This window comes from Streptomyces omiyaensis (assembly GCF_014650895.1).
Lineage (GTDB): Bacteria > Actinomycetota > Actinomycetes > Streptomycetales > Streptomycetaceae > Streptomyces > Streptomyces omiyaensis.
Genome location: NZ_BMVV01000026.1, coordinates 1 through 12,693 on the forward strand (window position 1 = coordinate 1; position 12,693 = coordinate 12,693).

A 12,693-nucleotide genomic window follows, 5' to 3' on the forward strand; every position below is an offset into this window, starting at 1 on the left:
TCGTACGCGGTGTCCACGCCCTGCGCGATGTCCGGGGACTGCGACCCGATGGACACCGACACGCCGCAGGAGGCGCCGTCGAAGCCCTTCTTCGAGGAGTCGTAGCCGATGTCGAGGATCGCCTCGCGCACCAGCTGGGCGATGGGCGCGTAGGCGGTGGTGGTGACCTCGCCGGCGATGTGGACCTGGCCGGTGGTGATGAGCGTCTCGACGGCCACCCGGGCCTGCGGGTCCTGGGCGAGGAGGGCGTCCAGGACGGTGTCGCTGATCCGGTCGGCGATCTTGTCGGGATGGCCCTCGGTGACGGACTCCGAGGTGAACAGACGTCTGGTCGCGGTGCGGGTCATGTCAGGCAGCCTTCACAAGGTTCGTCTCGGCCTCGCGGGTGGCGCGCACCCCGAGGAGGGACCGGTACAGGAGCAGCGCGGCGACACCCGCGGTGGCGTACAGCAGGCTCATGCCGACGGCGGGGACGAAGGCTCCGAGCGTGACGCACAGGGCGGCGACGAGCAGGCCGACGCGCGCGTTGAGGGCGTAGGCGGCCATGTACTTGGTGCGTGCCCCGGGATCGATGAGGTCGGCCAGCAGGGCCTGGCGCACCGGGACGCTGGCGATCTCGCCGACGGTGAGCAGGACGGCGGCGGCGATCAGCACCCAGCCGGAGTTGCTGACGGCCCAGATCATGTAGCCGACGGTGAAGACGACGATGCCGCCGTACAGCCGGGTGCGTTCGCCGACCCTCCCCAGGAGGGTCTTGGCGGCCAGGATGAGGGCGACGACCAGGGCGGCGTTGACCGCGCGCAGGACGCCGAGGATCGCCGTGCCGTCGACGTCGAGGCCGAAGGACCCGAGGGAGAGGAGGGTCTGGCGGGGGAACTCGTCGGCGAGCCGGACGGCGATGTAGTAGCCGATCTGCATCTCGACGGCCGCGATCAGCGCGGCGGCGGCCAGCTGCCGCAGGAAGATCCGGTCGCGGGCGACGGCGAGATAGCCGCGGACCATCGCGGCCGGGCCGGACGGGCCGGGAGCACCGGTGGCGGGGGCGGTCTCGCTGATCCACCGCCACATCACCGCCGTGGTCAGCAGGCAGAGGACGGCGGCGCCGGTCAGCAGCTGGAGGAAGTGCCCGTCGTACAGGAAGCCGCCGAGCAACGCGCCGACGGTGAAGGCCAGGTTGATGGACCAGTAGTTGATCGTGTAGACGAGCGGGCGGTTCTCGGGGGTGGAGACGTCCACCATCATCGCGTCGGCCGCCGGGGTGGCCAGCTGCGAACAGCAGGTGTTCAGCAGGAACAGCCCGAAGGTCGCGGGTCCCGAGCTCCACCAGGGCGAGTTGGCGAGGGCGAGGAGGGCGAAGGTGACGGTGGCGCCGAGTTCGCCGGCCACCATGACCGGGCGCCTGCCGTGGACGTCGGCCAGGTGGCCGCCGAGGAAGTTGGCCGCGATGCCCGCCGCCGCCACGCAGACCGTGAGGGCACCCGCGACGGCGGCGCCGTACAGCCCCGCGAGGTGGATGACGAGCAGCGGCATCAGCATGATCGAGAGAAGCCGCTGGACGAAACCGACGCCGAGGCGGAGGCGGATGTTGGGGTGCAGGGAGCGCAGGGTGAGGGCGGACCGCGCGTCGTCCGCCGCTTCCTTCGCCTCCGCCGTGCTCATCGCAGGCTCCGCGGCGGTCGGATCTCGTCGGCGAGCCGGCCCCCCTTGCCCCAGTGGTCGGGAGCCACGTCCCGGATGATCACGGTGACGGCTTCGTCGGGGCAGCCGGAGACCCGGGTGACGACATCGGTGATGCCGGCCACGAGGTCTCTGCGGCTCTCCCGGTCGTTGCCCTGCCACCAGTTGACGGTGATCACCGGCATGTCAGCGGTCCTTTTCTGCAGAAGACGACAAAGAGCGCGGAATACTTTTCCAGGGTGCGGGCACAGGAGCGGCGGCTCGAGAATCTCCCGCCGTCCCCGGGTCGGCAAGCGGCGATCGCGCAAGCGGCACGACTTGAACAAGTCGTGGATTTCCTCGGGCCTTTTTCCCGTGGTAGCGGACGTCGAGTTGGTGAAGTCGCGGCGCAATTCCTGGATGTCTTGCCGTCGATTTCCGGCCGTGGTGTGATCAGCGCCGTCCTGCCCGGCCGGTCCCGTCCGATCGCCGCCGGGCGTTCTCCCGTGACGGGACGGCCCGGCGCGCCCGATGCCCGCGCGGCCCCGCCCGTCACGGGAGCACTGGGCTCCCGACCCGCTCGGAAGGAATGCTGGTGTCCCTCTTCGACCTACGCAGGATCGGCGGCAGGATCGGCGCGGAGGTGATGGGCGTCGACCTCTCCTCCGAGCTGTCGGACGCCGTCTTCCGGCAGATCCACGACGCGTTCCTGGAGCACAAGGTCCTGTTCTTCCGCGACCAGGACATCACCGACGCCCACCAGCTCGCCTTCGCCGCGAGGTTCGGGCCGCTCACCGCCCCGCATCCGATGATGCGGACGATCGACGGCACCCCCCAGGTGATCCCGGTCGACGGGGAGGACCAGCGTGCCGACCACTGGCACACCGACGTCAGCTTCACCACCGCCCCGTCGCTGGGCACGAGCCTGCGCAGCGTGGTGCTGCCGCCCTACGGCGGGGACACGATGGTCGCGAACGCGGCCGCCGGGTACCGGGACCTGCCGGCGGAGCTGCGCGCGATAGCGGACGGCCTGTGGGCCGTGCACACCAATCACGCGGAGCAGCCTCGGCTCGGCACCGAGCGCGGCGAGAAGGTCAGGGAGGCCTTCCTGGCCCGCCGCTTCGAGGCCGCGCACCCGGTGGTGCGGGTGCATCCCGAGTCCGGTGAGCCGAGCCTGTTCCTCGGCGGTTTCGCGCAGTGGCTGGTCGGGATGACCCCGCGCGAGTCGCGGCCGATCATCGACGTGCTGCAGTCGTACGTGCGGCGCCCGGAGAACACCGCGCGGTGGTCCTGGCGCCCCGGCGACGTGCTGATCTTCGACAACCGCGCCACCCAGCACTACGCGGTCAACGACTACGACCGCCATCAGCGGGTGCTGCACCGGGTGTCGGTCGACGGCGACGTGCCGGTCGGTCTCGACGGCAAGCGCAGCTACGCCCTGCGGGAGGGCGAGTGAGCACCGGGCCCGGGCAGTTCGCCGCGCGGCTGCGCCGCCGGGAGCCGATGGTCGGCTACTGGATCGCCCTGGACAACCCGGCCGGGACCGAGCGGATCGCCGGTCTCGGTTACGACTACGTCGGCGTCGACGGCCAGCACGGCGTGCTGCACCAGCCCGGCTGGCAGGCGGCGATGCTCGCGGTCGACGCCCGCGGCCGGTCCGCCGGGGTGATCCGGGTGCCGTCGCCCGACCCGGTCGCGATCGGCGTCGCCCTGGACACCGGGGCGCGCGCCGTGATCGTCCCCATGGTGGAGACCGCCGAGCAGACCAGGACCGTGGTCCGGGCCTGCCGGCACCATCCGGCGGGCACCCGCAGTCTGGGCGGTCCGGTCCGGGCCGAGGTGCGGCTCGGGTCGGTGCCCGCCGAGATCGACGAGCAGGTCGCCTGCATCGTGATGATCGAGACGGCGGCCGCGCTGAACGACCTGGAGGCCATCTGCGCCACCGAGGGGCTGGACGCGGTGTACGTGGGCCCCGCCGACCTGTCGGCGGCGCTCGGGGCGCGCTTCTTCGGCGATCCGGCGGCCGCGGACGCGCTGGAGGCGGCGCTGGTGCGGATCAAGGACGCCGCCCGTCGCAACGGCATCGCCTGCGGCATCCACGTCCTGGACGGCGAGAACGCCGCGAAGCGGCTCGCCGAGGGCTTCACCTTCGCCACCGTCTCCAGCGACATCACCCACCTTCAGCAGGCCGCCGCCGCACATCTGGCCGCGGCCCGCGGTCTCGGCACGGTCTGACCGCGCGGGACAGGAGAGGGGAAACCGTGACGACAGAGCTCAGCACGCCGGCACCGGCCGGGCCGGCGGGCGCACCGGCCGGGTCGGTGGACGACCTGGTCGGGCGGACGCCGCTGCTCGACGTGCCGCTGCCCGGACTCGGCGCGTCGGTGCGGTTGCTGGCCAAGCTGGAGACGGCCAACCCGCTGTCCAGCGTGAAGGACCGGGCCGCGCTGTTCATGATGCGGGCGGCCGAGGAGGCCGGGCTGCTGCCGCCGACCGGCGGCACCGTCATCGAGTGCTCCTCGGGCAGCACCGGCATCTCGCTGGCCGCGCTGTGCGCCCGGCGCGGCCACCGCTGCGTCATCGTGATGCCCGACAACGCCACCGAGGAACGCCGCCTGCTCCTGCGCGCGCTGGGCGCCGAGGTGCACCTCGTGCCGGCCGGGGACGGGCTGATGGCCGCCTGGGCGTACGCCGAGGAGCTGCAGCGGACCGTGCCCGGCTCGTGGGTCCCGCACCAGGACCGCAACCCGGCCAACCCGGCGGCGCACTACGCGACCACCGGACCGGAGATCTGGCAGGTCCTCGGCGACCGGATCGACGTGCTGGTGTGCGGGGTCGGCACCGGCGGCACCCTCACCGGCACCGCCCGCTACCTGAAGGAGCGCACCGCACTGCACGTGGTGGCCGTCGAACCGGCCCGCAGCGCCGTGCTGTCGGGCGGCCCGGCCGGGCCGCACGGCATTCCCGGCATCGGCGCCGGGTACGTCTCCGAGATCACCGACCTGTCCCTGGTGGACGAGGTCGTCGCGGTCACCGACGAGGCGGCCGCGGTGACCACCCAGGAGGTCACCCGCGCCACCGGCGTGCCCGTCGGCGTCTCCTCCGGGGCCGCCGCCTGGGCCGCCCGTACCGTGACCGCCCGCTCCCGCTGGGCGGGCGCGACGGTCGTCACCGTCTTCCCCGACAGCGGGGAGCGCTACCTGTCGACGGCCCGCTGATCCGTCGTCTCCTCACGAAAGACAGGCAGACATGTGTCGGATCTTCGGTTACTTCAACGCGGCGGCGACGCCGCACGAGATGCGCGCCGTCGCCGCCCTCCAGCGGCACGGGGGCCCGGACGCCACCCGGACCGCGCGGGCCCCCGGCTGGGGCCTCGGCAGCAACCGGCTCGCCGTCGTCGACCTGGACGGCGGGGAGCAGCCCTACGGCCGGGACGGCCGGGTGCGGGTCGTGTTCAACGGCGAGATCTACAACCACGAGGAGCTGCGCGCCCGCCTGGTGGCGCGGGGCCACGACGTCCCCGACCGCTGTGACGGCTCGGTGCTGCCCGCGCTGTACCTGGAGTACGGCGAGGGGTTCACCGACCACCTCGACGGCATGTACGCGCTGGCGCTGGTCGACGAGCGCGGCCCGGTGCCGCGGCTGCTGCTCGCCACCGACCACATCGGGATGAAACCGCTGTACCTGCGGTGGGACGCGGCGGGGCGCTCCCTGCGCTTCTCCTCCGAACTGCCCGCGCTGCTCGGCTTCGGCGGGATCGGCGCCCGGGTGCGGGAGTCGGCGCTCGACGCGTACCTGGCGACCAGGACGCCGTTCGGCACGCGGACCGTGTACGAGGACGTGGACGTCCTCCAGCCGGGCACCACCTGGGTGTGCGAGCTCGGCGGCACCCCCCGCGTGCGCCGGCGGTCCGCCGACGCGGCCGGGGAGCCGGTGCCGGACGGCTTCACCGCGGCCCGGCGGGTGCGCAGGACGTTGCGCGCGGAGGTCGGCCGGCTGCTCGTCGCGGACGTGCCGGTGGCCCTGATCACCTCCGGCGGTCTGGACTCCAGCCTGGTGACGGCGCTCGCCGCCGAGCGGGGCCCGGTGGACACCTTCAACATCGCCTACCGGGGGGCGTGGCCGTTCGACGAGCGGCACTTCGCGCGGGAGGTCGCCGAACGGGCCGGGGCGACGCACCACCAGGTGGAGATCGACCCGGCGGACTTCCCCTCGCTCCTCCAGGACACGGTGTGGCATCTGGGCCAGCCGAACGCCGACCCGATCGCGCTGAGCACGTACGCGCTGTTCCGGGCCGTGCGCGAGGCCGGTTTCACGGTGGCGCTGACCGGTGACGCCGCCGACGAGGTGTTCGGCGGGTACGAGCGGATGCGGGTGGCGGCGGAGCGGTCCGCCGCGGGCGAGGAGTGGGCCGCGGGATACCTGGACGCGCTGTCCGCCGCCCCGGCCGCGCTGCGGACGCGCCTGTACACCGCCGACTACCGGGCCCACGCCGCGGCCGATCCGGCACTGCCCTCCGGTGTCCTGGCCGAGCTGCTCCACGGTCCCGGCACGGTCCTGGACCGGATCACCCGGTTCGAGCTGGAGCAGCGGCTGCCCGCCTACCACCTGCGCCGGGTCGACCACTTGAGCATGGCGTCCTCGGTGGAGGCGCGGGTGCCGTTCTGCCAGCGGTCGGTGGTCGCGCTCGGCCGGGCGCTCGCGGACCACCAGCGGATCCAGGGCGGACAGGTCAAGCGGACGCTGTACGCGGCGGCGGCGGGGCTGCTGCCGGAGCGGGTCCTCACCCGCCCCAAGCAGCCGTTCACACTGCCGGTGACGGCGATGCTGCGGCCGGGCACCCCGCTGTGGGAGCACGCCCGGGACCTGCTGGCGGCGGACCGGCTCGCGCAGCGGGGCCAGCTGGACGGCGCGGCGGTCGAGGCGCTCTTCACGGCGCAGGCCGAACGGCCCGACGACGGCGCCGCGCTCGCGCTGTGGGCGCTGCTCGCCTACGAGGTGTGGCACGAGCAGTTCCGCCGCCCGGGGGCCCTCCCCGGGGCCTCGCCGGTGCTGCCGGACGCGCCGCGGACACTGGCGGTGGCGGCGTGATCGGCCATCTCGCGTACGCGGCGGGCAGTCCCTGCCCCACCTTCGTGCTGGACGCCGGACGGCTGCCGCGGGACGACGAGGCGCTTCTCGGGCACCTCGCCGAGGCCCGCCGCTACCTGGTGTCGGCGGGTGGCGCGCACGTGCTGAAGATCGCGCTGGTGGAGCCGTCCGCGCACCCGATGTTCGATCTGGACTACCGGTTCGTGCAGGCGCTGCCCGGCGCCCCCGACCGGTTCGACCTGCGGGGTTCATGCGGTCATTCGATCCTGTCGGCGGTGGTGGCCGCCGCCCGCTCGGGGATGCTGCCGCGGCTGGTGCCGGGGGCGCGGATCCGGGTCCAGGTGCTCAACAACGGCGACAGCGTGGTGTGCGAGGTCGACCGGGTGGAGCGGGACGGGGCGGCCTTCACGGTCACCTTCGTCCAGTCGGCGCCGGTGCCGTTCGGTGAGCTGCTGCCCGCCGGGGCCCCCCGCACGCCGCTGTCGGCGGGCGCCGACCGGACCGAGGTGTCGCTGGTCGCGAGCGCCAACGCGTACGCCTTCGTGGACGCACGCGAGCTCGGGGTTCCCGACCGGGCCGCGCTGTTCGGCGCGGGCGACGAGCTCCTCGGCCGGCTGGAGGCGCTGCGCGCGGCGGCGGCCGGCCGGCTGGGCTGGCCGGCCGACGGGGCCTTCCCGAAGATCGCTGCGGTACTGCCCGCCGAGGACGGCGGGATCGCGGCCCGGGCCGTGACGGTGCCGGGCTGGCATCCGTCGATCGCGCTGACCGGGGTGGTGTGCCTGGGGACGGCCGTACGGATCCCGGGCACCGTGCCGTGGCGGATCGCCCGCGAGAACGGGGCCGACACGGGACCGCTGGAGATCGTGACGACGGGCGGCCGCACGGCCGTCACGGCGGTCACGGCGGCACCGGGTGCGGCCGACGGCGAGGGCGCCCTGCTGTGGGCGACCGTCGCGCGCAAGAGCGTCACTTTCCAGGGTTCGTTCGTCCTGACGCCCCTGAGCCATCTGCAATTCGAGGAGGTCGCCCAATGCCTGGCGTTGTCGGGGGCGGCATGAGACCGCTGTTGACGGCCGAGCTGCGCGCCCGGTTGTCCGAATCCGCCGACACGACCGATCCGGCGGGTGAGCCGGACCGTCAGGTGCTGGCCCGGCTGCGCGCGAGCGGTCTGCTCGGCACGGCCGTGCCGGTCCGGCACGGTGGTGCGGGCGGGGACGCGGTGGCGGTCAACCGGATCGTCGCGGAGATCGCCGCCGTCAATCCGTCGGTGGCGATCGTCGCGTTCCAGCATTTCGCCGTGAGCGCCCGGATCGCCGAGTGGGGTACCGAGGAGCAGCGGGAGCGCTGGCTTCCGGGGCTCGCCGACGGCAGCGTGCTGGCGGCCTCGGCGTGGAGCGAGACGGGTGCGGGGGCGGCCAAGCGGAACCTGTCGAGCACCGGGACGCGGCTCGCCGACGGCCGGTGGCGGCTGGACGGCTCGAAGGCGTTCGCGACCGGCGCCGGGGTGGCCGACGTCTACCTGGTGCTGGTGCGGACGGCCGCCGAGGAGCCGCCGGCGGTGCCGGGCGGGTACGGATCGGACGGACAGACCTTCTTCCTGGTCGGGGCGGACGCCCCGGGCGTGGTCCCGGAACTCGGTTTCGGGCTCGCCGGGATGCGCGGTTCGGCGACCGGACTGGTCGCGCTGGACGGCTGCGTGGTCGCCGACGGCGACCGGCTCGGCCCCGCCGGCGGGGCCGCCTCGGTGATCGCGGGGGTGCGGGAGTCGGGCGCCAGCCTGGGCGCGGTGTCGGTGGGCATCGCCCAGGGCGCGTTCGACCTCGCCGTGGGGCACGCGGAGCACCACGGGCTGCTCGCGCTGCCGACCGTGCGGCACCGGCTGGTGGATCTGGCGACCCGGCTGGAGGCGGCGCGGGCCGTGGTGGACCGGGCGGGGGCGCGTACCTCGGCCGATCCGGGTCTGACGACGCTCCACAGCAAGCTCCACGCGAGCGTGGCGGCCGAGGAGATCTGCCTCGACGTGGCGCGGATGCTCGGCTCGGCCGGGTACCGCGACGGCGCGCGGATCGTGCGGCTCCTGGCCGACGCGCGGGGCATCGCGTTCATGGGTCCGACCAACGACCTGTGCCGGGACCTGGTGGCGGCGTCGTGGACGGGCTGAGCGCGGTGCCCGACCTCGTGGTCAGCGGCCGCAGGCTGGTGACGCCGGACGGGGTGCGCGCGGGCCATGTGCTGATCGCCGGCGGGCGGATCACCGCCGTGACCGGCGTGGACACCGCGCCGGCGCACGTCGAGCGGATCGACGCGGGCGACCACTACGTGCTGCCCGGTCTCATCGACTCCCACGTGCACTTCCGCACGCCGGGTCTGACGTACAAGGAGGACTGGGAGCACGGCAGCCGGGCGGCGGTCCGCGGCGGTGTCACCACCGTGATGGACATGCCGAACACGGTGCCGCCGACGCTCGACCCGGCCGCCGTGGCCGAGAAGGCCCGGCTGGTGGCGGGCCGTTCCCTGGTGGACCTGCGTTTCCACATCGGGCTCGACCCGGCCAGGCCCGAGCTGCTGGCGGAGCTCGATCCGGCGGTGGCGACGAGCGCGAAGGTGTTCATGGCGGGCCACCACACGGCGCCGACGGTGGTGCGCGATCCGGTGGTCCTGGAGCGGGCGTTCGCCGCGGCGGCCGAGGGCGGGGTGCAGCTGGTCCTGCACGCCGAGGACGACGGCCTGTTCGCGCTGCTCGACGCCTGGTGGGGCGATCCGGGGAGCTATCTGGAGTACGAGCGCCGTCGGCCGCGCACCGGCGGCATCGTCGCCGTCGCGAAGGTCGTCGAGCTGGTCCGGCGGTACGGCACCGCCGCGCACATCCTGCATCTGTCGAGCGCCGAGGAGGCCGACCTGGTCTGCGCGGCGCGGGCCGCCGGATACCCGGTGACCTTCGAGGTCACCGGCCACCACCTGTCGTTCACCGACCAGGACACCCGCAGGCTGGGGGCGCGCACCCGGCTCTCGCCCTCGATCCGCGGTCAGCTGGACCAGGACCGGCTGTGGCGGGCGCTGGTCGAGGGGCAGGCCGCGACGCTGGGCAGCGACCACGCGCCGCACACCGTCGAGGACAAGACCCGTTCGGTCGCCGACTCGCCGCCGGGGCTGCCCGGCGTGCAGGAGCTGGCGGTCGCCGTGTGGACGGGGATGCGCCGCCGCCGTCCCGACGAGGATCCGGACGTGGCGGTGACCCGTCTGGTGCGGCATCTGTCGCAGCTGCCCGCCGAGCTGTTCCGGCTGCCGGGCAAGGGGCGGATCGCACCGGGCGCCGACGCCGACCTGGTGGTCTTCGCGCCGGACACGCCGTGGATGCTCTCGGCGCACGACGTGGAGAGCAAGTGCGGCTGGTCGGCCTACGAGGGCTGGACGTTCACCGGCCGGGTCGAACGCACCCTGCGGGCCGGGCGGACCGTGTGGGACGCCGCGTCGGGGACGTTCGGCGCGTACGACGGCCGGCTGCTCGGGGCGGCCCCGGCCTTCGGGGACACGTGCCCCGGAGCCGCGGGCCCCGGGGACACGGGGCTCCGGTCCGCGACGACCTGGGACACGACACCGACGGCGGCGCTCGCCGCACGGGAGGGATGACATGACCAGAAAACGGTCCGTGGTGGTGGCGGGCGGCGGGATCGGGGGCCTCGCGGCGGCCGCGGGCATGGCCGCGCGCGGCCTCGACGTGACCGTCGTCGAACGGACGGGAAGGATCGGCGCCAGGGGCTCGGGGCTCGTCCTGTACCCGAACGGGGTGCGCGCGATCGACGCGCTGAGCGCACGTCTCGGGGCCCGGATCCGCGACGTCGGCCACGTCACCCGGCGCGACGAGGTGCGGATCGTGATGGAGGCGGACGGCACGGTGCTCGCCGAGGAACAGGTCGGCACGTCGACGGCGGCGCTGGGCGCCCCGCAGATCCCGGTGCTGCGCACGGCGCTGCACCGGGCCCTGCTCGACGAGGCGCTCTCCGCCGGGGCCGCCGTCCGCCTCGCCACCGCGGTGACGGGCTACATCACCGGCCCCGACCAGGTCACCGCCGTCCTCTCGGACGGGCACACCATCGACTGCGACGCGCTGATCGGCGCCGACGGCATCCATTCGGCGGTCCGGGCCCAGATGCTGGACGACGGGCCGCCGCACTACCGCGGCTACACCTCGGTGCGCGGCCGGACCGACGGCTCGGCGCTCGGCGCGCGCGGGCACGTGGTCAACGGCCGGGGCATCCAGCTGTTCGTCGCACCGGTGGGCGGCGACACCCTCTACTGGACCGCCAAGATCACCGCGCCGCCGGGGGTGTGGCCGGCACGGGGAGCGGACGGGGCCCGGGCGGCGCTGCTCGAGGCCATGGACGGCTGGTACCCGCCGGTCGTCGACCTGGTGCGCGAGGCCGTTCCCGAGGACATCGTCGTCACCGACATCCATGACCGCGACCCGGTCGACGGCTGGGTCGACGGCCGGGTCGCGCTGCTCGGGGACGCCGCCCATCCGATGGTCCCGGCCCTCGGCCAGGGTGCCAACATGGCCCTGGAGGACGCCCTGGTGCTGGCCGAGGCGCTGGCCTCGGCCGCCGAGGTGCCCGACGCGCTCGCCGACTACGCCCGCGAGCGCACGCCGCGCGCCGGGGCCGTCGTCCTCGCCTCCCGCCGTCAGGGCTCCCTCGACCAGGGCGCCGACCGGGCGGCCGAGGAGCGCCGCAACGCCCACGTCCGTTCCGCCGGCCGCAAGGACGTGGCCCTCACCGACGTCCTGGGCTGGCGTCCCAGGGCCCGGGAAGCCGAACGGCCCGCCGGGCCGGCCGCTCCGATGACCCCCCTCCGTCCGAAGAAAGGGCCCTTCGCCATGCCGGCACCGCACATCGTCCTGATCAGCGGATCGCTGCGCCGGGGATCCACCTGCGACCGGGTGGCCGACTGGTGCGCGGAGCGCTGCGCCGAGCAGGGCGCCTCCGCGCGCGTGTTCACCGGATCGGAGATCGACTTCCCGGCGTACCGGCCGGGCCTCGGCGCCTCGCACGCGGCGGTGGCCGGGTTCCTCGACGAGCTGCGGGCCGCCGACGGGGTCGTCCTGGTGTCGCCGACGTACCACGCCACCGTCTCGGGGCTGCTGAAGAACGCCCTCGACTACGTCAACGACCTCGACGGTCCGGTGCCGTACCTGGAGGGGAGGCCGATCGGCACGGTCGCGGTCGGCGCGGCGGCGCAGGGCGCGGTCTCGACGCTGACGACGCTGCGCACCATCGGGCACGCGCTGCGGGGCTGGCCGACGCCGGTGGGGGTGGCCGTCGACCGGGTGCCGGCGGCCGACGCCCCCGGCGAGGAGCCCGCGCCGGACGCGGCGCGGCTGGTGCAGATGGTGTCCCAGGTGGTGTGGCTGGGCGGCGCGCGGGCCGCCGAGCGGAAGACGGTCCTGGGGGCCGTCGCCTGAGCCGGCGCGAGGACCGGCGGGACCTCCCGGCCGGAGCGGCCGGGAACGGCGAGGAAGCCGAAGAGAAGCACAGGGAAGCACAGAGAGAAGGAGAGGGTCCGATGTCGTCGTCCCCCGAGTCCGGCGAGTTCCACCCGTTGCGCGTCCCGCTCGGGCCGGTCTGGCGTGACGCCAACGTCCGGTCGGGGCCGTCCCTGGACAGCCCCGTGATCCGGCTGCTGCTGCCGGACGCGGCCGTCGGCTACGAGGCCGAGGGCTGGTCGCCCGGTGACGAGGTGGTGGAGGACCAGCACCGGGACGGAGTGATCACCAGCGCCATCTGGTTCCGGCTGGCGATCGGTGGCTGGTCCAGCGCGGTCAACTTCGAGCCGGAGACGGTCGCGGTGGTCCTGGCCGACGCCGCACCCTCCCCGATCGGGAGCCAGGCTCCCTGACGGGGAGTCGGGTGCGGCGGCGCCACGGACCGCGCGACGTCGTCAGCCGGCCGG

At 74.5% G+C, this 12,693-nt stretch carries 12 protein-coding genes; 9 read left to right on the top strand and 3 right to left on the bottom strand.

All coding sequences use genetic code 11. The annotated features are described in order from the left end of the window. The 3 genes from IE287_RS30940 to IE287_RS30950 all read right to left on the bottom strand — a co-directional run. A partial coding sequence (locus tag IE287_RS30940; RefSeq protein WP_308436898.1) for an S-adenosylmethionine synthetase N-terminal domain-containing protein occupies positions 1–347 on the bottom strand: 347 nt, incomplete at its 3' end. Between the two features lies 1 nt (position 348). Continuing rightward, positions 349–1,659: an MFS transporter gene (locus IE287_RS30945; RefSeq protein ID WP_189852541.1), complete on the bottom strand. Its 1,311-nt coding sequence runs from the start codon at positions 1,657–1,659 to the stop codon at positions 349–351. After that, positions 1,656–1,862: a tautomerase family protein gene (locus IE287_RS30950; RefSeq protein ID WP_189852542.1), complete on the bottom strand. Its 207-nt coding sequence runs from the start codon at positions 1,860–1,862 to the stop codon at positions 1,656–1,658. Before IE287_RS30950 ends, IE287_RS30945 begins: the two co-directional genes overlap by 4 nt. 389 nt (positions 1,863–2,251) lie before the next feature. On the opposite strand from IE287_RS30950, the gene IE287_RS30955 reads away from it, so the two are divergent. The 9 genes from IE287_RS30955 to IE287_RS30995 all read left to right on the top strand — a co-directional run bounded on the left by IE287_RS30955 (position 2,252) and on the right by IE287_RS30995 (position 12,639). Further along, a complete protein-coding gene (locus IE287_RS30955; RefSeq protein ID WP_189852543.1) occupies positions 2,252–3,112 on the top strand; it encodes a TauD/TfdA dioxygenase family protein in 861 nt (286 codons plus the stop codon). 47 nt (positions 3,113–3,159) lie between these two features. Further along, entirely contained in the window at positions 3,160–3,891 is a 732-nt protein-coding gene (locus tag IE287_RS30960) for an HpcH/HpaI aldolase family protein (RefSeq protein WP_229883856.1), read from the top strand. A 26-nt stretch (positions 3,892–3,917) separates the two neighbouring features. Then, positions 3,918–4,874, top strand: a complete 957-nt coding sequence (locus tag IE287_RS30965) for a PLP-dependent cysteine synthase family protein (protein WP_189852545.1) — start codon at positions 3,918–3,920, stop codon at positions 4,872–4,874. A gap of 31 nt (positions 4,875–4,905) precedes the next feature. Further along, complete coding sequence (gene asnB, locus IE287_RS30970) at positions 4,906–6,747, top strand: asparagine synthase (glutamine-hydrolyzing) (RefSeq protein WP_189852546.1); 1,842 nt, start codon at positions 4,906–4,908, stop codon at positions 6,745–6,747. Then, positions 6,744–7,805 carry a PrpF domain-containing protein gene (locus IE287_RS30975; protein WP_189852547.1) on the top strand — a complete coding sequence of 354 codons (1,062 nt, stop codon included), beginning with the start codon at positions 6,744–6,746 and terminating at the stop codon, positions 7,803–7,805. Before asnB ends, IE287_RS30975 begins: the two co-directional genes overlap by 4 nt. Continuing rightward, complete coding sequence (locus IE287_RS30980) at positions 7,802–8,908, top strand: acyl-CoA dehydrogenase family protein (RefSeq protein WP_189852621.1); 1,107 nt, start codon at positions 7,802–7,804, stop codon at positions 8,906–8,908. The genes IE287_RS30975 and IE287_RS30980 overlap by 4 nt, the downstream gene beginning before the upstream one ends. After that, the gene (locus tag IE287_RS30985) at positions 8,896–10,377 is read left to right on the top strand and encodes a dihydroorotase (RefSeq protein ID WP_229883838.1); all 1,482 of its coding nucleotides are present in this window, start codon (positions 8,896–8,898) and stop codon (positions 10,375–10,377) included. The genes IE287_RS30980 and IE287_RS30985 overlap by 13 nt, the downstream gene beginning before the upstream one ends. Before the next feature lies 1 nt (position 10,378). After that, the gene (locus tag IE287_RS30990; RefSeq protein WP_189852548.1) at positions 10,379–12,205 is read left to right on the top strand and encodes an NAD(P)H-dependent oxidoreductase; all 1,827 of its coding nucleotides are present in this window, start codon (positions 10,379–10,381) and stop codon (positions 12,203–12,205) included. 101 nt (positions 12,206–12,306) lie between these two features. Further along, on the top strand, positions 12,307–12,639 hold the full coding sequence (locus tag IE287_RS30995) for a hypothetical protein (RefSeq protein ID WP_189852549.1): 333 nt from the start codon (positions 12,307–12,309) through the stop codon (positions 12,637–12,639). Positions 12,640–12,693 lie beyond the last annotated feature (54 nt).

Coding starts and splice junctions, on each gene's coding strand:
- IE287_RS30980 (WP_189852621.1), top strand. CDS start 7,802: ATGAGACCGCTGTTGACGGCCGAGCTGCGCGCCCGGTTGTCCGAATCC.
- asnB (WP_189852546.1), top strand. CDS start 4,906: ATGTGTCGGATCTTCGGTTACTTCAACGCGGCGGCGACGCCGCACGAG.
- IE287_RS30995 (WP_189852549.1), top strand. CDS start 12,307: ATGTCGTCGTCCCCCGAGTCCGGCGAGTTCCACCCGTTGCGCGTCCCG.
- IE287_RS30950 (WP_189852542.1), bottom strand. CDS start 1,862: ATGCCGGTGATCACCGTCAACTGGTGGCAGGGCAACGACCGGGAGAGC.
- IE287_RS30960 (WP_229883856.1), top strand. CDS start 3,160: ATGGTCGGCTACTGGATCGCCCTGGACAACCCGGCCGGGACCGAGCGG.
- IE287_RS30945 (WP_189852541.1), bottom strand. CDS start 1,659: ATGAGCACGGCGGAGGCGAAGGAAGCGGCGGACGACGCGCGGTCCGCC.
- IE287_RS30990 (WP_189852548.1), top strand. CDS start 10,379: ATGACCAGAAAACGGTCCGTGGTGGTGGCGGGCGGCGGGATCGGGGGC.